The sequence below is a fragment of the Arthrobacter sp. 9V genome (assembly GCF_902506065.1).
Lineage (GTDB): Bacteria > Actinomycetota > Actinomycetes > Actinomycetales > Micrococcaceae > Arthrobacter.
In genome coordinates, this window is the sequence record NZ_LR732912.1 from 2,301,238 (window position 1) to 2,319,527 (window position 18,290).

Below are 18,290 nucleotides of genomic sequence, written 5' to 3' on the forward strand. Positions count from 1 at the left end.
CTGGCCGTGTTGCTGGCCGTGTTACTGGACCCTGGTGCGGGAACCGCAGGACAGCAAGTAATTGCGGGTCCGCTTGGCGATGGGCATCGGCACATCGAACGCTACCGGGTACATGTCCTGCTCCACGATGCCGAAGATGGGCCGGTTGAGCGCTTCCACTGCTTCGATGACGGCGCGCAGGTCCGGCAGGCCGTTGGGGGGTTCGGTCATGACGCCTGCGAGGTTGGCAGCTGCCCAGGTCATGTTCTTTTCGTTGACCTCGGCCAGGACCTCCGGGTTGATCTGCTTGAGGTGCAGGTAGCCGATCCGGTCCGGATAGTTCTTGATGAGTTCCAGGCTGGAAGCACCGCAGTACTCAGCGTGGCCGGTGTCCAGGCAAAGGTTCAGATACCGCGGATCTGTCGACGCCAGCAGGGTTTCTATGTCCTTCTGAGCACCAACGTGCGAGTCGGCGTGAGAATGGAACTGCTGCTGCAAACCGAAATCCTCCAACAGGACCTTGCCCATGCGGTTGTGGCCCGCAAAGAGGTCCGCCCACTGTTCGTCGGACAGTTCACCGTTCTCCACGGCCTCCCCGGTGACGTCGTCACGCCACATGGCGGGGATGACCACAATGTGTTCTCCGCCCATGGCCGCAGTCAGTTCGGCAACTTTTCGGGCCGGTTCCCATGCTTCGTCGTATTGCCTGGCGCCTCGGTGGAAGGCCGTGAAGACCGTCCCTGCGGTGACCTTGAGGTCCCGCTGCTTCAGTTCCTCAGCCAACCGGGTGGGGTCGCTGGGCAGATAGCCGTAGGGACCCAGCTCGATCCACTTGTACCCGGACTCTGCGACCTCATCCAGGAACCGTTCCCACGGAGTCTGTTGTGGATCATCCGGGAACCATACACCCCAGGAATCAGGGGCGGTGCCGATGATCAGTTTGTTCTCGACATCAGTCATGACAGCTATGTCTTTCTTTGGGTGGGGTCAGTTGGAGGGGAAGTTGTAAGAGGCGCCGGAGGCGTGGGTGGGCTCGGGCCAGCGGGAAGTGATGACCTTGCCGCGGGTGTAGAAGGAGACGCCTTCGGGTCCGTAGATGTGCTTGTCGCCGAAGAGGGAATTCTTCCAGCCACCGAAGGAGTGGTACGCCACGGGGACGGGCAAGGGTACGTTGATGCCTACCATACCCACGGTGACGGAGCGCTGGAACTTCCGGGCGTTGGCGCCCGAGGAGGTGAAGATCGCAGTGCCGTTGCCGTAGGGGTTGGAGTTGATCAGCGCGATGCCTTCTTCGAGGTCGGCAACGCGGACCACTACCAGGACAGGCCCGAAGATTTCCTCGGTGTAGGCAGTCATTTCAGTCTTGACGTGGTCGATCACGGTGGGGCCTACCCAGAAGCCGTCTTCGTGGCCCGGGACCACGAGGTCGCGGCCGTCCACCACCATGGCAGCGCCCGCGGTTTCGGCTTCCGTGACGATCTTGACGATCCGCTCCTTGGAGGCCGGGGTGATGACCGGACCCATTTCGGCGTCGGGTTCGGTGCCGTTCTTGACCTTCACGGCCAGCGCGCGCTCCTCGACCTTCTTCACAATCAAGTCAGCGGCGTCTCCGACGGCGACGGCAACGGAGATGGCCATGCAGCGTTCCCCGGCGGAGCCGAAAGCAGCGGCGGCGAGGTGGTCCGCGGCGTTGTCAAGATCCGCGTCGGGCATCACGATTGCGTGGTTCTTCGCACCGCCCAGGGCCTGGACACGCTTGCCGTGCTTGGTGGCGGTCTCGTGGACGTATTGGGCGATCGGGGTGGAACCAACAAAACTGATGCCGTCCACGTCCGGGTGTGTCAGAAGCCCGTCCACGGTTTCCTTGCCGCCGTGCAGGACCTGGAATACGCCGTCGGGCAGCCCGGCCTGCTTCCACAGCTTGGCCAGAAGCATCGAGGCGGAGGGGTCACGCTCGGAGGGCTTGAGGATGAAGGCGTTGCCGGTGGCGATTGCCATGGGTGCCATCCACAGCGGGACCATGACGGGGAAGTTGAACGGCGTGATGCCGGCGACGACGCCCAAGGGCTCGCGGAAAGAGAAGACGTCGATCCCGGTGGAGACCTGGTCCGAGTAGTCGCCCTTGAGCAGCTGCGGGATGCCGCAGGCGAACTCGATTACTTCCAGGCCGCGGCCGATCTCGCCCTTGGCGTCTGAGAGGACCTTGCCGTGCTCGGCGGTGATCAACTCGGCCAGCTCATCCACGTGCGCCGCAACCAGCTCGCGGAACTTGAACAAGACCGCGGTGCGCTTGGCCAGGGAAATATCGCCCCACGAATCCGCTGCCTTGCGGGCCGCGGCAACCGTGGCGTTCAAGTCCGCCTCGTTCGCCAGTCGAAGCTCAGCGGATACCTGGCCGGTGGCCGGGTTGTAGACCGGCTGGGTGCGGTCTCCCTCGCCGGTGGTTTCAGCGCCGTTGATGAAGTGGTGAATGGTGGTCAATGTGGTCGTCGTCGACATGTGCGGACTTCCTTTTTAGTCTTTGGGGTTTCTAGCCCAGCAGCTTGCGCTGGCGGTTCTTGTGCTGCGTATAGGTCTGGTAGGCCTGCCGGGTGGATTCGAGATCGGAAACCTGTGAGACCGGAACGTCCCACCAGGATTCGGAGCTCGGCGCGTCCAGCAAAGGATCGGACTCAACATGGATCACGATCGGCCCGGTTTCCGGGGCGGCTTTTGCTTCCTTGATTGCGGCGCCGAGGGCTTCGATGACGTGCTCCCCCGGTTCGATCCTGATGACTTTCGCACCGAGTGATTCAGCGTTCGTGGCGAGGTCGATGGGGAGGTTCTCACCGGCGTCGAAGCTGTGCTGTTCCTTGTCCAGGACACGGTACTGCGTGCCGAAGCGCTGCGACCCGAGGGTTTCGGAGAGCGAACCGATGGAGGCGTAGCCGTGGTTCTGGATGAGGACCACGATCAGTTTGATGCGTTCGGCGACGGCGGTGACCAGTTCGGTGTGCATCATCAGGTAGGAGCCGTCCCCCACCATGACCACCACGTCCCTGTCGGGGCCACCTGCGGCGGCTTCGGCCAGCGCGGCACGTTTCACGCCCAAACCACCGGGGATCTCGTAACCCATGCAGGAATAGGCGTACTCCACGTGGTAGCCGAACGGGTCCCGCACGCGCCACATTTTGTGCAGGTCGCCGGGCAGCGACCCTGCCGCGCAGATGACAACATCCTGGTCATCCATGGCCTTGTTCGTTGCGCCGATGATCTCGTTCTGGGCAGGCAATGGTGCGTAACGGGTTTCGAACGCCTCATCCACCACCGAGTTCCAGCGCTTCTTCTCCGCGGCGACCTTTTCTTCAAGATCAGCACCAACGCGGTATCCGCCCATGGCGTGATTGAGCTTGACCAATGCCTTGCGGGCGTCAGCGACGACCGGCAAGGTGGTGCCGTGCTTGTACGCGTCGATCGGGGCCACGTTGATGTTCACGAACTTCACGTCCGGATTCTGGAACGCCGTGCGGGAGGCCGTGGTGAAGTCCTCGTAGCGGGTTCCGATTCCGATGATGAGGTCCGCTTCCGCAGCGATGGCGTTGGCAGCCGTCGTACCCGTTGAGCCGATGGCACCGAGGGATTGCTTGTGGTCCCACGGCAGGACGCCGACGCCGGCCTGCGTGTTTCCCACGGGGATACCGGTCAGCTCAGCGAACGTGGCGAGCTCATCATTGGCATAGGCGTAGAGGACACCGCCTCCGGCGATGATCAGCGGACGCTTTGCGGCACGGATGGCCTGCACTGCGCGGCGGATGTCCTCGTCCTCGGCCTCGGGACGGCGGATCCGCCACTCCCGCTCAGCCAGGAACTCTTCTGGCACATCGAAGGCCTCTGCCTGGACATCCTGCGGCAGCGAGATGGTTACCGCACCGGTTTCAGCAGGGTCCGTCAGCACCCGCAGACCGTGGTGGAATGCGGAAAACAACTGCTCCGGACGGGACACCCGGTCAAAGAACCTGGACAACGGGCGGAAGGCATCGTTGACAGTGATGTCATAGGCGTACGGGAGCTCCAGCTGCTGCAACACCGGATCTGCCGCCCGGGTGGCGAACGTATCGCTGGGAAGCAGCAGTACCGGCAAACGGTTGGTTGTAGCCAACGCAGCACCTGTGAGCAGGTTCGAGGAACCCGGACCGATGGAGGTGCTGATGGCGAACGTCTGGCGACGACGCGTGTGCCGTGCATAACCGACAGCCTGATGAACCTGGGCTTGCTCGTTGCGTCCCTGGTAGTACGGCATGATGGCGGGGTCCGCGGCCTGGTACTGCTTCAGCGCCTGCCCCACACCGGCTACGTTCCCATGGCCAAAAATGCCGAACGTGCCCGGAATCAGCCGTTCACGGAACTCGAGGCCGTTGACCGAGTCCACGGTGTACTGCTTGGAAAGGAACTCCACCACGGCCTGCGCCACGGTCATCCGACGGGTTGCTGTACCCATTGCTAACTACTCCGATACTTTCACTGGAATACGGTTTGACATGGTGCGCTCATCAGCAGCGGCGGCCCCAGGGGCGGGTTTGTTCAGCAGGGAAGCCGCAGTTGCAACGGCAGCCGCCACATCGCCGTCGTGCGGGTAAAGCAGCGTCCTGCCCACAGTCAGGCCGCGTACACCGGGCAAGGCAAGAGCAGCCTGCCAGCTGGCGAAGACCTCATCCTGGCTTCCATCCGGATCACCGCCCAACAGCACAGTGGGCATGGTGGTGGAAGCCATGACGCGCTCCATCTCGGCTACCACCGGAAGCTTCATCCACGTGTAGGCGCTGGTGGACCCGAGTCCCTCGGCAATACCTACTGACTTGATCACTGCGTCTGCGCGGAGGTCGTTGCGGACCTTGCCGTGAGCATCACGGACAGAGAGGAACGGCTCCACCATGGCGATGAGCTTGCGCTCGGCCAACGAATCGATGGCTTTGGCTGTTGCTTCAAGAGTGGCCACAGTGTCCGGGTCACCCAGGCAGATCCGGGTGAGCATTTTGCCGCCATCTGCACCCAGTGCCTCCAAAGCCGCAGCGGTATGGCCGGTAAAGCGATCATCAAACTCGTTCACCAAGCCCGCCAGCCCCCCGCGGTTCATTGAACCGAAAACGAGCTTGCCTTCCAACGCTCCCAACAACAGCAAGTCATCCATGATGTCCGGCGAGGCAAGAATGCCGTCCACGGCGGGGTTGGCCAACGCAATTTGCAACCGGTCCAGAAGGTCCCTTCGATCCGCCATGGCCATGGGCAAGGGGCCAACGGACAGGGCACCGCGCGCCGGATGGTCGGCGGCGACGATGAAGTTCTGGGTGCTGTGCTTCAGGCCGGGATGCCGGCGCCGGGTGGCTGCAGCGCGTGCCACGGCCTCGGGGTCCTCCAAGCGGATACGGCTCAAGTGCTCGTAACGGCGGGGGTCATCGTTGAAGTTCAACGAACTGCTCCTTCTTCGAGGATTGACGCGTCGAGAGTGGAGGCTTTGGGGGCCGAAGCTGCCGGGGCCTTCGCTGTCCGGGCCGCGCCCGGGATGGGTCGGCCGCGCTCGGCGAGCAGCGCGTTCACCTCATCCGGGGTCGGCATGGCATCGGCGCAGGAGAGCCGTGAGGCCACAATCGCGCCCGAGGCATTTGCGTAATCCAAGACCTCAGACAGCGGCCAACCGGAGAGAAGCCCGTGACAGAAGGCGCCGCCAAAGGAGTCACCGGCGCCCAAACCGTTGACGGTTTCCACCGGGACGGGGGCGGAAACTACGCGCTCGGTACGCGTCTTGGCCATGACACCTTCCGGTCCAAGCTTTACTACGGCAATCTCGACGCCGGCAGCGAGCAAGCGGTCCGCCTGTTCGTCGGGCGTGCCCTCCCCCACTGCAACAGCGCATTCCTTGTCGTTGCCGATCGCCACCGTCACGTGCGGGAGGACCTTGGCAACCTCGGCCCGGGCTTCTTCTTCGGAACTCCAGAACATGGGCCGGTAATCCAGGTCCAGGATGGTGAACTGGCCTTCCTTGAGCCCGGTGCGGGGACGGGCCTGGTGGGCCTTGATGTGGGCCTCACGGCTGGGCTCCTGGCAGAGGCCGGTTACCGTGGACCAGAAGATCCCTGCGTCACGGATCGCGTCCAAGTCCAGTTCTTCAGCTTTGAGCTGCAGGTCCGGAGCTGTAGGAAAGCGTCCGTAGAAGTACAAGGGAAAATCTTCCGGCGGCTTGATAGCGCAGAATGTCACGGCCGTGGGGTATTCCTTGACCGCCGAGACGAACGAGTCGTCCACGTTGAACTTGTGCAGCTCCCGGTGAAGGTAGTTCCCGAAAGCGTCATCGCCGGTGCGGGTGATAATTCCTGCGCGCCGCCCGTGACGGGCTGCGGCCACGGCTACGTTGGAGGGCGAACCTCCGAGGTACTTGCCGAAGGACGTCACGTCCTCCAGGTCCACTCCGATGTCATTCGGGTAGATATCAACGCTGATGCGCCCGATCGTAAGCAGTTCGTGGGTCACGATGATCGTTGACCTTTCTCTTGTGAACTCTGAACCTTTGAGCGCTGGGCCCCAATGCCTTGCCACCCCTCAGTGAGCGGGGCCACATGACTACTTTGCACCAGAATCAATGTCCTGTCAAAGGTTTGTACTGACATATTTACAACATGACACGGCGCTGATTTACTTGCGCGGTACAGCCAGTTCTCCGGTGACATACTGGCTGCGGCCAAAGCCGAATGACCAGTCGCCCGGCGAGTTCTCCACGTAGCCCACAAAGACATCCTCGCCCTGGACTCCCACCTCAGCCAGACTGCTGGCAATGGCCTCAAACAGTGAGCTCTTTGCTTCCTGGCTGCGCCCGCCCTGGGTGAAAATCTGAATCATTACAACCCCGGAAGTGCGCTGGAAACCAAGGCCAGCGTCCTGGGCAACAATTTGACCCTGCTTGTGCTCGGTGAGGATGTGGAAGTAGTCCTGCTCCGGTATCCCATACTCCGCAAGGATGGCATCGTGGATGGCACGACTCAGTGCGGACAAGTCCTCCGGGGTGCGGCCTTGGTTGACGTCGATTCGAACAAGCGGCATGTCTCTTCTCCTAAGTTTGTCCTGTCATACTAACAAACAGAATCTCCTGAGCTCAAGGCTTCACTGATTCACTTTGCGCCAACAACGACAAACCCCCTGCCCGATGGGCAGGGGGTTGGCATGGTCCCTATGTTCAGCGGGCAACGTTTCAGAGATAGTCGCCGCCACGTTCACGGGCAATTTCCAGCAATGTTGAGTGGAAAGCCACCTCAGCAGGGGCATACACCTTGTCCTGACGCTGGGCCAGGAAGACCCTGCGCAGCGGGGCGTGGGCGCCAAGGCTTAGGACCCTGACATCCGGATGTTGCAGGGCTACTGCCGTCTTGGGAACAATCGCCACACCCATGCCGACGCTGACCATTGCCTGGGCCTCTTGGTAGTCGTTGGCAAGAAAACCGATGTTCGGCTCAAAGCCGGCGTCATGGGCGGAGCGCTGAAGTACTTCCACAACCGGGTGGGCCTCCGCGCGGACTATCCAGGACTCCTTTCGAAGGTCTCTCATACTCACCTCATCACGATCCGCCAAGGGATGCCCCTTGGCGACCAGGATGACCGTGCTCTCCTGGAACACTTCCGTGATACGAATGGCTTCGTCATTAAACCGGTTCCAGGGATAGTCCCAGAGCAAGCACAGTCCGGTCACTCCGGATTCAAGGTCCGAGACGAGTTCGTCAAAACGGGCGCTGCGCACGGACAGGCCAATGGCAGGGTAGCGCTTCTTGAAGGCGCGGATCACCAAGGGCAAGAATGAGCCTGCCAGCGTAGGGAATGTGCCCACTGTCAGCGAGCCACGATTCAACCCGGCAATCTGGCCGAGGTCGGACCGGGCTGCCCGCATCTGTCCAACGATCTTCCGGGCGTGACCGGCCAGCACCTGACCTGCCTCCGTTGGAACGACACCGCGCGAGCGTCGGTTAAGGAGCGGCTGCCCCACTTCCTGTTCCAACTTTCGCAGTTGCTGTGAGACAGCAGAAGGCGAATACATCATGATGTCGGCCGCCGCCGTGATCGAACCTTGCTCAACAACCTCCACCAGGAGGGCAAGCCTGCGAATATCAAATAAGTCCAGGTTCTCATAGTTAAGCATTTCTTCACTCTTCTCTGTCTTTGGTTCATTCTATGCAGCACTGCGCCATACAGCGGCAGTCGCATGGAAAAAAGCGCGCTTTTGGAGATTCGCAGTGCGCTGTTTCGCTTGAGCGGACAATGAGTGAAGCATCACTACATTCCCCCTCAATTATTCAACATTGTCTTCATATGTGATCCGGATCATCCTCGTAACAGGCAATAAATTTTGCAGGGATGCCAAGGGAGGCAGGAACACCATGAAGATCGAAGCCGAATGGATGCGCGGAGGCACCAGCAAGTGCTGGGTCTTTGAAACTGAACACTTGAATGAGGCCAACGCCACCTTGGACGATCTCCTGCCCCGGCTCTTCGGGAGCCCGGATTCCCGGCAGATCGATGGCGTAGGCGGAGCTACATCAACCACCAGCAAGGCAATGATCCTTAGCCGTCCGGCGGACAAGGAGGTGGATGTCGAATTCACTTTCGCCCAGGTAGGGATCGAAGAGGCAGCAGTTGATTGGGGAAGCAACTGCGGAAACTGCTCGGCCGTGGTCGGTCTCTACGCCATCGAGAAGGGCTGGGTTGTGCCCAATGGCGATTCCACCCGGATCGTCACCCGCAATACCAACACGGGCCAGATCATCATCCAACGCGTTTCAACTCCCGCCGGCGCCCTGCCGATCGTCCCGGACGCACAGATGCCCGGCGTCGTGTTTCCCGGTTACCGGGTAGGCCTTGGGTTCCAGGATCCTGCCGGCAAGACCACCGGTCAGCTACTGCCCACCGGCTCGCCAACTGACACGATCGTTGCCGGCGGAACCAGCTGGACGGTGTCCATGGTGGACGCAGGCGCGCCTGTGGTCATGGTCCGGGCCGAGGAGCTTGGACTGGACACTGCCCGCTACGACACGTGGAAAGCCGGCGTGGAATCGCACCTGGACACCCTGGACCAGATTCGTCGCCAGGCGGCGGTGCGGATGGGCATGGCGTCTACTCCCGCCGAAGCCGCACGGGCTGTACCCAAACTTGCAATCGTCGGTCCTCCCGAAGGGCCCGACGCCGAAGGTGACGTGAACGTCATGATGCTCTCCATGGGCAAACCGCATCCCGCCCTGGCCATCACCGGCAGCATCGCCCTCACGCTTGCGGCCCACACACCCGGCACCGTACTGAACACCATTGCCGGCAACACGGAGAAATCAGTTCTGAAGCTCAGGACGCCTGCCGGCGTCATCGAAACCTGGAGCGAGGATCAGGACGGGTCCGTTCTGGTGGGCGTTGACCGAACAGCACGCACCATCGCCTCCAGCATCATTCACCTCCCGGAGACTCTCGGCAACGTCGCCGAAGCCTCACTAGCAACAGCCACTCGATGAGGAGAACCACCATGGCTAAGACTATTTCCACACCAGCCCCCGAGGCTGAGAGCGACATCCGGGAAGTACGTTCCCAGCGTCCCAACAACCGCCGCCGTATCCTTCTGATAACGGTTGCCGCTTCTGTGATCCTGGGTCTGGCTGCCATCCTGTTCGGGGGTGCCATCTTCAACCCGGCGGCCACCCCTGAATCGGAGCCCACCATGACCGCCATCCAGATCATCCCGCTGGTAATTCTCGTGGTGATGTTCGTGGTCGCCACCAAGTGGCCATTGAATATCGGTGTGATGGGACTCGTGGCCTCCTTCGGGGTGGGCTACTTCATGCTCGGTATGACCGATAAAGAGATCCTGGCCGATTTCCCGTCAAACATCGTGATTACCATCATTGGCGTCACGTACTTCTTCAGCATGGCGCAGAGGAACGGGACCATCGACATCATCGTCCAGAACTGTGTCCGTGTTGTCCGCGGCAAGACCCTGCTTCTGCCGTGGGTCTTCTTCCTCCTGGCGGCATCACTGACTGCTTTGGGCACCTTCTCCCCCGCAGCAGTAGCGCTGCTGGCACCCGCTGCAATAGGGCTGGCCTACGAATCACGCATCCACCCCGTTCTCATGGGTGCGTTCATCATCAACGGAGCGCATGCCGGTGGCTTCTCCCCCCTCTCCGTGGCAGGTGTGCTGGTGCATGACATCGCCGTAAAGAACGGTTTCCCGATCTCGCAGGGCGCACTCTTCGGAGCGAGCTTCGCACTGAATCTCATCCTTTCAGTCCTCACCGTGGTGTTGTTCGCCATGTTGGGCAAACTTCGCGACGGCGCTGCAGGCCAACACGCCGATCTTGAGGCGCGCGCCACCCGGCCGCATGGCCAGCAGATCCTCACTTTGGGACTGATTGCGGCGATGCTCATCTGCGCTTTGGGCTTCCACATGCCGATCGGCTTCGTCGCCCTCTCGGCAGGACTCCTGCTTGCGCTGGTCAACATCAAGGAGCACCAGACCTTCATTGGCGGCGTTTCCTGGTCCACCGTCCTCCTCGTCGCCGGCATGATCACCTACGTTTCCCTCCTTCAGCACATGGGTGTCATCGACACCCTCGCAGAGCAAGCCCTTGCCCTCGGCGCACCGCTCCTCATTGCCTTGGTGCTCTGCTACGTCATTGGCGTCGGCTCAGCCTTCGCCTCGTCCACCGCACTGCTGACAGCTTTCATTCCCCTGGCTGGCCCGCTGCTGGCCACAAGCTCACTCAGTGCCTCGGGGACCGTGGCGGCCCTGGCGATAGCGGCAACCGTGGTGGACGTATCCCCGTTCTCCACAGACGGTGCCTTGGTGGTGGCCAACGCGCGCGAAGACGACCGTCAGCGCGTCTACAAGCAGCTGATGATGTACGCCGGCGGAGTGGTTTTGGTGGCACCCGCACTCGCTTGGGCGCTGCTTGTACCCACAGGCATCATGTAGCTCCGAGGAGTAAACGAACACCGAAGAAGAGGTTCGGTACGCGAAAGGAACCGCTCCAACACACCATCGCAACAGGTAGCCCGACCGACGGGCGCAGGGGCGCGACCCATCGCACCAAGGGCAGGACCACCAGTGGTCCTGCCCTTGGTTTTACCCTGCCATGCTTGCGTTTGTCGTGCACTCCACGCTACGCCCGCTCGACTCTCATAGAGGGCAGGAAGGCATCTTTGAAGGGGGTAATGACATACCCTCCCGGCCAGGCAAGCCCTGGTGTTCACTGGGAACTGAAGCGCAACCTGCAAAAGAGGGATCACATGGATATCACGCTCAACAATGGACTCAGCATGCCGGCTCTGGGGCTTGGTGTCTTCCAAAGCGCCCCTGAAGAAACCACGGCGGCAGTCCTGACCGCACTGAACACCGGATACAGGCATATTGACACCGCTGCCGCGTACGGAAACGAACGGGAAGTCGGGCAAGGGGTACGCATTTCAGGCCTGGACCGTTCGGACATTTTCATAGAGACGAAAATATGGGTCAGCGACTACGGACATGACCGGGCCCTTCACGCCTGGGACAAAGCGGTTGGAAAACTGGGGGTGGAGTACGTGGACCTCTTCATCCTGCACCAGCCGGCTCCGGACCGGTTCGAGAAGACAATCGCCGCCTACAAGGCGCTTGAAAAGCTGCTCGCTGACGGTCGTGTCAAGGCGATCGGTGTCAGCAACTTCATGCCACACCATCTGGAGCAACTGCTCGATGCCACGGACGTCATCCCTGCCGTGAATCAGATTGAACTCCACCCCTACTTCACCCAACCGGAGGTCCAGGCAGCCGACGCCGAACACGGAATCCTCACCCAGGCGTGGTCGCCCATCGGCGGGATCACCTTTTACCCGGGCTGGGGCGGCGAGGACCGCCGGAACGTCATGCAGGACCCGGCTATCGCCGCCGTCGCGCAGGCCCATGGGAAGACCCCGGCGCAGGTGATGCTTCGCTGGCACCTGCAGCAAGGCCGCTCAGCCATCCCGAAGTCCATACACCCGGGCCGCATCGCCGAAAATTTCGACGTTTTCGACTTCGAACTTTCGGAAGCCGAAATCGCCGTCATCAACGCGCTCCACAGTGGTGTACGGAGCGGTCCGGACCCTGACGAAGCCCGCGAAGAGCGGTTCGCCTTGGTCATTCCCGAGGCCTGAACCAGGGAGGACCTTTCCTTCCCTCAAGGGCGGCCTAGGGCGTGACCTTGAGTTCACGGATGGTCAGGTTCCGGAACGTGGCCGCTCCTTCATGGGCGTAGAGACGGATGCCGTCATCGCCTTCGAGCGGGAAAACCCGATGCGAGTGCACCACACGCCCATCCCCCACGAACATCTCCGCACTGGTCAGATCCACCAGGATACGGAGTGTGAGTCTCCCTGCGGAGGGATCCATAGGGGTCTGCGTCTCACCCGCCGTGGGGTTGATGGTGGGGCGACGATTTACATAAGTGAACGGGCCACCCAGGAAGGCACCCACAGCCACATGCCTGCCCCCGCCTGGCGCCCGGCATACCTCCAGCCCGAGATTGGCTGGTGGCGCAGCAGGATCCCACACCACCTCACAGCTCAGGTCATAAGCGCTGGAGCGGACCGTCAAGTCATGGGTACCCACAACCGCCACATCACCGAGCATATGTGTGCGCTTCACATGGTCACCCAGCGCAGACGTGGGCGTGGACACAAGGTAATAGGTGCCGTTTCCACGCTTGAGCCGGACATCGCGAACGATCATGTCATCGCCGTTGTAACCGTCAGTGACCAAGGTGGGCGTGTTGTGGGGGTAGTCCCAAAAATTGGCCCAACCAATTGCCCGGCGGAGGGTTGGGTCCTCCGCGCCCGACGCATCATGATGCGGATATGTCACTGCCCCATAGAAATCGAAACCGTAATCCAACCATTCCGGCTCGGCGCGGTCAGGGGTGAAAGAACTGCCGTCGAAAGCCCCGGTCCAATAGGCATACGTCGCTGGAAGTCCGCGGCCCTTGCCGTTCGCACTGGTACCCAAGACCCAATGCGAAGTGCCGTCGTCGGCAGTCATCCGGAAGAGGTCAGGGCACTCCAGCAGCCCCAGGTCGCTGCGAAGGAATTCGCCAACACGCTGCCAGGACCGCAGGTCCGGGGAGGTGTAGAAACCCAGCTTCTGTCCCTCGGCATTGGCCATGAACCACCGGGCACGGTCCTCATCCCAAATAACCTTGGGATCACGGAAATCATGCACGCCAGGGTTGGGCAGCACGGGAGCATCGCCGCCGGACTTGAAAGAGCGCCCTCTGTCCGTTGAATACCAGAGGTACTGCGCCTGCCGGCCTTCCGGGGCCTGCGTCACAAGGGCTATGACCGCACCCGCACCGTATCCGGCAGTATTTGCCTCATCAACCACCAGGCATCCGGACCAGCAGTCACCGTTGCCGTTGCTGAACTTTGGAATCGCGACCCCGCGGTCCCGGAACGCGACGTGATCGGTTGTAGTGGCCCGACGCCAGGATGTGCCGCCACCGCCGTTGATGTAATCAGCGTTGTACAAGTAGTAATAGTGGTACTCCCCGTCCAGGTAGATGGGTCGCTGGGGATCGTTCTTCCAGTTATCGGAAACACTGAAGTGACAAACCGGGCGCATCCGGGAAGTTCCTTTCGAAGGACCACCCACCGCAGAGGCGGGACCAACGGGACCGGACAACGCCAACGAACCGCCGAGGGCAAGCGCCCCGGCGCCGGTCAGGAGTCCGCGGCGAGAGACTGATGGAGATTTTTCCAAGGTTTTCACTTCCGTCCAGGCAGGAGGCTGCGGGTCTCTTCGAACACCTCAGCCATGGCCCAAGCATCAAAGGACAGAAGCCGCACCGAACCTTCAGTGGCTGCCAGCGTCACGCGCTCGCCGCCCAGGGTCGGATAGACACGGGCTGTGAGCGGCTTCCCGTTGGCGAAAACTTCGACGGCGGAGCGGTCCACCAGGACGCGCAGGCGAACCCGCCCGTCCGCCATGGGAAGAGGGCCGGACTTGTCCTCCACATCCACGGCGGGGTCCAGGCTGCTGCCCGTCCGATCAAGGCGGAGAGTTCCGGCTGAGGTTCCGTCAGCTGCCCGGCTCAGCACTATAACCGTCTCCTCTTCACCGTCGGTGGACGCCAGCACTCCGAGCCGAAGCTCCGCACCGGGAGTCAGTTGCACGTCCAGCTCAAGATCCAGTTGGTTCCCGGACGCCCCCGTAGCAACCGACGTTCCGGCCCCCACCAGCACCTGGGCAGGAACGTTGACGTGGTTCCTGCGCAGCTTGGCGATTTCGGGAACAGGCGCAAACAGCAAAGTCCCGTCCGGGCCCACTGTGGTCACCCGCGGGAGGCTCATCACTCCGGACCAGCCGGCTTCCACCATGGCTGCGTCGCTTCGCCCTTCCTGCATCCAGCCGAACATGATCCGCCGGCCGGACTCATCCTGGAAGGACTGTGGAGCGTAGAAGAAGCGGCCACCATAGTCCAAGCGGTGCAGCGCCTCCGGCTTGAAGGTGTCTCCGGCGTAGCGTCCGGTCCAGTACAGCGGGTGGCGGGTCTCGCCGTCGTCCCATGCTGAGAAGACCAGCACATCCGGGGAGTTCTGCGCAGGTGCCGAGCCCAGGGATCCTTCTCCTGCCCGGAAGAGGTCGACGCATTCCCACATGGTCCCGGTCCAGTCCGTGTCTGAAGGATCGCCCTGGGAAGCATCGCCGATGACCAACGGACCAACATAGTCCCAGTACCGCAGGTCTTCTGACTCATACAAGAACGCCGTTCCGCCCCGGTTGCGGATTCCTGACCCCACCAGTTGCCGCCATATACTGCCTTCACGCCACACGCAGTGATCGCGGTAAGCGGTAATGTCCACGCCTGCTGGCGGGGCTGCAATCACAGGGTTGCCTGGATCCTTGGTCCACTCCACAAGATCCGGGGATCCGACTGCAACGCAGGGCAGCTCCTGATCCTCAAACCGTCCCGAGTACACCAAGGTGGGCGTGCCGTCGTCGTTCACCAACACCCCGGACCAGCAACCCTCGGCGTCCGGTCCCGCTGAAGGTTCCAACGCTACGGGCTGGTCTGTCCAGGTGACCAAATCCGTGCTGGTGGCATGGCCCCACTGGATGTGGTGGTGGAAAGCACCTTCCGGGTTGTACTGATAGAAGAGGTGGTAGGTGCCGTTCCATTGGCTGACCCCGTTGGGATCGTTGAGCCACCCGGCCGGCGATACAAAGTGGAATCGCGGGCGGAGGGGGTCGGCCTCGGCACGAGCCAATAGTTGGTCCCGCGGAATGGTGGCGAGCGGGTGGGTAATTTCAGTCATGCGGAAGCCTCTTCTTGAGCGTTCGACGCCGGGTGGCTGGATGGAATTGGTTCGCTCGCCAAAGCATGGCCTCCGGCCGCAGCCCAGGGCCGGTAGAGATGGCAGCGCACCCAGTGGCGGTTCTCGGGGTGACCCACCTGGTGACGCACCGGCTCATCGGACGAGCACGCCTGATCCGGGTCGCCGTCGAATACGCACTGCGTTGAGGCCATGACCGCTTGGCGCAGTTCTGCCCTGCGGACCGGATCATACGAGCCTGCCCGGGCCGGGTCCGGGACAGCTGAAACCAGGAGCTGCGTGTAAGGGTGCGCCGGGTTGGCCAGGAGGTCCAAAGACTCGCCTTCCTCCACCAGTTCACCCGCGAACATGACCGCGGTGCGGTCCGCTAAGTAGCGGGCAGACGCGAGGTCATGGGTGATGTAGAGCATGGAGATGCCCTGATCATCGCGGAGCTTGCGCATCAGGTTCAGAACACCGATACGGACGGAAACGTCCAGCATGGACGTGGGTTCGTCAGCCAGGATGACCTGCGGTTCAACGGCCAGGGCACGGGCGATGGCAACGCGCTGGCGTTGGCCGCCGGAGAGCTCGTGCGGGTAGGAATTCAGCATGTCGGGCTGCAGGCCAACAGTGGTCATGAGCTCTTCGAGCCGCCTTTGGGTCTCTTGCTCGGAACCGCCGCCCTTCCCGTGAATCGCCAATGAACGCCGCAGGAAATGATCCATCCTGTGGGCCGGGTTCAAGGAACCGAAGGGGTCTTGGAAGACCATTTGCAGTTGGGATCGGAACGCACGGGACGCTTGGAAACGGTCGCGTTTGAGGACGTCGACGCCGTCAATCAGGATCTCGCCTGAACTCGGCTTTTCGAGCCGGGCAACGCAGCGGGCCAGGGTGCTCTTACCGGACCCGGACTCCCCCACGAGTGCGACGATCTCGCCCTTGCCAATGCTTAAATCGATCCCGTGCAGCGCGCGAACGGAGTCGCGGGAGAACAACCCGCCAATCGGGAAGGTCTTTCCCAGTCCTCTGATCTCCAGGGCCGGGGTGCCGGTGCCGGATACGGTTGATGGTGCCATGAGTGAATGGCTCATCGCGCAGCTCCTTCCAGGTTGATGGCATCAATGACCGAGGCGTCGTCCTCAAACGGAGCCACAAAGTGGCCGGGTGCAACCTCGGCGAGGTCCGGAATGTTCCGGAACTTCACGCCGTCGGGCAATCCCGTCAAGGGAACCCGAGGGCCGGTGAGCGGCGGAAACGCGCCCATCAGGGCTTGGGTGTAGGGGTGGCGGGGATTGGCGTACACGTCCTGGGCCTTTGCCGTCTCTACGATCCGGCCGCCGTACATCACGGCCATGCGGTGTGAGAGTTCCACCATGAGGGACATGTCGTGCGTGATGAACAGTACGGAGAAACCGAGCTCGCGCTGCAGATCCTTGATTTGAGCCATGATCTCCTGCTGCACCACCACGTCCAAAGCAGTGGTGGGCTCGTCAAGGATCAAGAGGGATGGCTGGAGCGCTACTGCCATGGCGATCACCGCTCGCTGACGCATGCCACCGGAGAGTTGGTGCGGATAGGACTTGAGCCGTGCCCGGTCAATCCTCACCAGTTCCAGCAGTTCACCCGCACGCCTCAATGATTCCCTGCGGGAGTAGCCGGCATGGGTGGTGAAAATGTCCACAATCTGCTCCCCGATGGTCAGCACCGGATTGAGCGAGTTCATGGCCGATTGGAACACCATGGCTACGTCCTGCCAGCGGAAACGCCGCAGCTCTTCCGGACTCATGGCCAGGACGTCCTTGCCACCGAAGGAAATGCTCCCACCGGCGATCTTCGCGGGATCCTTAAGGAGCCTCATAATCGAGTTGGCAATGGTGGACTTCCCGCAGCCGGACTCCCCTGCGAGGCCAAACACCTCACCGGTGCCAATGCTGAAGGAAACGTGGTCCACGGCGGTGGTGGAGCGGGTGTCGCCGATGTACTTGACCGTGAGGTTCTTGACCTCCAGGACGGGCTCGTGGGTGCCGAAGGAAACCTGGGAAATAGTCACGAGGCGGCGCTCCTTTCGGCTTTCATGGATGTTGCTTTGGGCGTTTTGATCTTTCGCAGCCGAGGGTTGGTGACCTCGTCCACGGCGTAATTGATAAGGGCAAGGGCGAAGGCAACCAGCGCTATGCATACGCCGGAGGGTACAAAAACCCACCAACTGCCGGTGAGCAGCGCGCCTTCATTGCCGGCCCAGAAGAGGTTGTTTCCCCAGGAGACTGTGCTGACATCGCCCAGTCCCAGGAACTCCAGGCCAGCTTGGGCGCCGATTCCGTAGATCACGCAGGCCAGCAGGGTGCCCATGACGATCGAGGCCATGTTGGGCAGGATCTCGCGGAACATGATCCGGCCGGCGCGTTCGCCGGACACTACAGCCGCGGCCACAAAGTCCTTGGAGCGGATGGACAACGCTTGTGAGCGCAGCACGCGTGCTGAGCCTGCCCATCCGGTGACCACCAGTACCAGGATCACGGTGCCCAGGCCTGGAGGGAGGAAAGCGGCAAGGATGACCAGGAGCGGCAGGCCGGGCAGGAGCAGGAAGACGTTGGTCACCAAGGACAGTGCTTCGTCAATGAATTTGCCGAAGTACGCCGAGGCAAGGCCCACCAGAATGCCGATGAAAGTGGAGGCCAAGCCCACGGTCAGTCCCACAAACAGGGAACTGCGTGAGCCGTGGACGGTCAGGGCAAGCACGTCCTGACCTTTGGCGGTGGTGCCCAGCCAGTGCTCCCCCGATGGTTCCAAGGAGGCCATCGCGGTGATCCTGGAGGGGTCGCCCGGAAACAGCACCGGAGCCAGCAGGGCCAGGGCAATGAAGATGACCATCACCACCATGCCTGTCAGCGCCTTCTTGTTGCTGATCAGACCGTGAATGAAGCTGCGGTTGGGCTTGCGGACAGCCGGCGTGGGGGCGGGCTGCTTCAGGAGTGCGGTTGTCATGA

The 18,290-nt window shown here is 61.9% G+C and carries 15 protein-coding genes; 3 read left to right on the top strand and 12 right to left on the bottom strand.

The genetic code is table 11. From position 1 onward, the window contains the following. Positions 1-21: 21 nt before the first annotated feature. The 7 genes from BACI9J_RS10770 to BACI9J_RS10800 form a co-directional block, all read right to left on the bottom strand. Positions 22-939 (bottom strand): sugar phosphate isomerase/epimerase family protein, encoded by a 918-nt coding sequence (locus tag BACI9J_RS10770; protein ID WP_159734365.1) that lies wholly within the window; start codon positions 937-939, stop codon positions 22-24. A 27-nt stretch (positions 940-966) separates the two neighbouring features. Beyond that, complete coding sequence (locus BACI9J_RS10775; RefSeq protein ID WP_026540739.1) at positions 967-2,478, bottom strand: CoA-acylating methylmalonate-semialdehyde dehydrogenase; 1,512 nt, start codon at positions 2,476-2,478, stop codon at positions 967-969. Positions 2,479-2,509: 31 nt separating this feature from the next. Next, positions 2,510-4,456 carry a 3D-(3,5/4)-trihydroxycyclohexane-1,2-dione acylhydrolase (decyclizing) gene (gene iolD, locus BACI9J_RS10780; RefSeq protein WP_201296559.1) on the bottom strand — a complete coding sequence of 649 codons (1,947 nt, stop codon included), beginning with the start codon at positions 4,454-4,456 and terminating at the stop codon, positions 2,510-2,512. 6 nt (positions 4,457-4,462) lie between these two features. Then, positions 4,463-5,425, bottom strand: coding sequence for a Cgl0159 family (beta/alpha)8-fold protein (locus BACI9J_RS10785; RefSeq protein WP_159734366.1), 963 nt, complete (start codon positions 5,423-5,425; stop codon positions 4,463-4,465). Continuing rightward, the gene (gene iolC / locus BACI9J_RS10790; protein WP_236558659.1) at positions 5,422-6,483 is read right to left on the bottom strand and encodes a 5-dehydro-2-deoxygluconokinase; all 1,062 of its coding nucleotides are present in this window, start codon (positions 6,481-6,483) and stop codon (positions 5,422-5,424) included. Before iolC ends, BACI9J_RS10785 begins: the two co-directional genes overlap by 4 nt. 162 nt (positions 6,484-6,645) lie before the next feature. Further along, a complete protein-coding gene (locus tag BACI9J_RS10795) occupies positions 6,646-7,050 on the bottom strand; it encodes a tautomerase family protein (protein ID WP_159734367.1) in 405 nt (134 codons plus the stop codon). Between the two features lie 148 nt (positions 7,051-7,198). Then, entirely contained in the window at positions 7,199-8,137 is a 939-nt protein-coding gene (locus BACI9J_RS10800) for a LysR family transcriptional regulator (protein WP_159734368.1), read from the bottom strand. Between the two features lie 238 nt (positions 8,138-8,375). Here BACI9J_RS10800 and BACI9J_RS10805 point away from each other — a divergent pair, with 238 nt between their 5' ends. The 3 genes from BACI9J_RS10805 to BACI9J_RS10815 all read left to right on the top strand — a co-directional run bounded on the left by BACI9J_RS10805 (position 8,376) and on the right by BACI9J_RS10815 (position 12,150). Beyond that, a complete protein-coding gene (locus BACI9J_RS10805; protein ID WP_159734369.1) occupies positions 8,376-9,494 on the top strand; it encodes a PrpF domain-containing protein in 1,119 nt (372 codons plus the stop codon). An 11-nt stretch (positions 9,495-9,505) separates the two neighbouring features. After that, positions 9,506-10,951, top strand: coding sequence for an SLC13 family permease (locus BACI9J_RS10810; protein ID WP_159734370.1), 1,446 nt, complete (start codon positions 9,506-9,508; stop codon positions 10,949-10,951). 314 nt (positions 10,952-11,265) lie between these two features. Then, entirely contained in the window at positions 11,266-12,150 is an 885-nt protein-coding gene (locus tag BACI9J_RS10815) for an aldo/keto reductase (protein ID WP_159734371.1), read from the top strand. 34 nt (positions 12,151-12,184) lie between these two features. Here BACI9J_RS10815 and BACI9J_RS10820 read toward each other — a convergent pair whose 3' ends face one another. The 5 genes from BACI9J_RS10820 to BACI9J_RS10840 all read right to left on the bottom strand — a co-directional run bounded on the left by BACI9J_RS10820 (position 12,185) and on the right by BACI9J_RS10840 (position 18,288). Then, the gene (locus BACI9J_RS10820; RefSeq protein WP_159736432.1) at positions 12,185-13,609 is read right to left on the bottom strand and encodes a glycoside hydrolase family 32 protein; all 1,425 of its coding nucleotides are present in this window, start codon (positions 13,607-13,609) and stop codon (positions 12,185-12,187) included. Between the two features lie 143 nt (positions 13,610-13,752). After that, positions 13,753-15,303, bottom strand: a complete 1,551-nt coding sequence (locus tag BACI9J_RS10825; RefSeq protein ID WP_159734372.1) for a glycoside hydrolase family 32 protein — start codon at positions 15,301-15,303, stop codon at positions 13,753-13,755. Beyond that, complete coding sequence (locus tag BACI9J_RS10830) at positions 15,300-16,394, bottom strand: ATP-binding cassette domain-containing protein (RefSeq protein ID WP_159734373.1); 1,095 nt, start codon at positions 16,392-16,394, stop codon at positions 15,300-15,302. The genes BACI9J_RS10825 and BACI9J_RS10830 overlap by 4 nt, the downstream gene beginning before the upstream one ends. Next, complete coding sequence (locus tag BACI9J_RS10835; RefSeq protein WP_159734374.1) at positions 16,391-17,353, bottom strand: ABC transporter ATP-binding protein; 963 nt, start codon at positions 17,351-17,353, stop codon at positions 16,391-16,393. Before BACI9J_RS10835 ends, BACI9J_RS10830 begins: the two co-directional genes overlap by 4 nt. Further along, a complete protein-coding gene (locus tag BACI9J_RS10840) occupies positions 17,350-18,288 on the bottom strand; it encodes an ABC transporter permease (RefSeq protein WP_159734375.1) in 939 nt (312 codons plus the stop codon). The genes BACI9J_RS10835 and BACI9J_RS10840 overlap by 4 nt, the downstream gene beginning before the upstream one ends. Between the last annotated feature and the right edge of the window lie 2 nt (positions 18,289-18,290).

Bases quoted from the DNA above. Each gene is read 5' to 3' on its own strand.
- BACI9J_RS10770 (WP_159734365.1), bottom strand. From the start codon at position 939: ATGACTGATGTCGAGAACAAACTGATCATCGGCACCGCCCCTGATTCC.
- BACI9J_RS10775 (WP_026540739.1), bottom strand. From the start codon at position 2,478: ATGTCGACGACGACCACATTGACCACCATTCACCACTTCATCAACGGC.
- iolD (WP_201296559.1), bottom strand. From the start codon at position 4,456: ATGGGTACAGCAACCCGTCGGATGACCGTGGCGCAGGCCGTGGTGGAG.
- BACI9J_RS10795 (WP_159734367.1), bottom strand. From the start codon at position 7,050: ATGCCGCTTGTTCGAATCGACGTCAACCAAGGCCGCACCCCGGAGGAC.
- BACI9J_RS10800 (WP_159734368.1), bottom strand. From the start codon at position 8,137: ATGCTTAACTATGAGAACCTGGACTTATTTGATATTCGCAGGCTTGCC.
- BACI9J_RS10805 (WP_159734369.1), top strand. From the start codon at position 8,376: ATGAAGATCGAAGCCGAATGGATGCGCGGAGGCACCAGCAAGTGCTGG.
- BACI9J_RS10810 (WP_159734370.1), top strand. From the start codon at position 9,506: ATGGCTAAGACTATTTCCACACCAGCCCCCGAGGCTGAGAGCGACATC.
- BACI9J_RS10815 (WP_159734371.1), top strand. From the start codon at position 11,266: ATGGATATCACGCTCAACAATGGACTCAGCATGCCGGCTCTGGGGCTT.
- BACI9J_RS10820 (WP_159736432.1), bottom strand. From the start codon at position 13,609: ATGCGCCCGGTTTGTCACTTCAGTGTTTCCGATAACTGGAAGAACGAT.
- BACI9J_RS10825 (WP_159734372.1), bottom strand. From the start codon at position 15,303: ATGACTGAAATTACCCACCCGCTCGCCACCATTCCGCGGGACCAACTA.
- BACI9J_RS10830 (WP_159734373.1), bottom strand. From the start codon at position 16,394: ATGAGCCATTCACTCATGGCACCATCAACCGTATCCGGCACCGGCACC.
- BACI9J_RS10840 (WP_159734375.1), bottom strand. From the start codon at position 18,288: ATGACAACCGCACTCCTGAAGCAGCCCGCCCCCACGCCGGCTGTCCGC.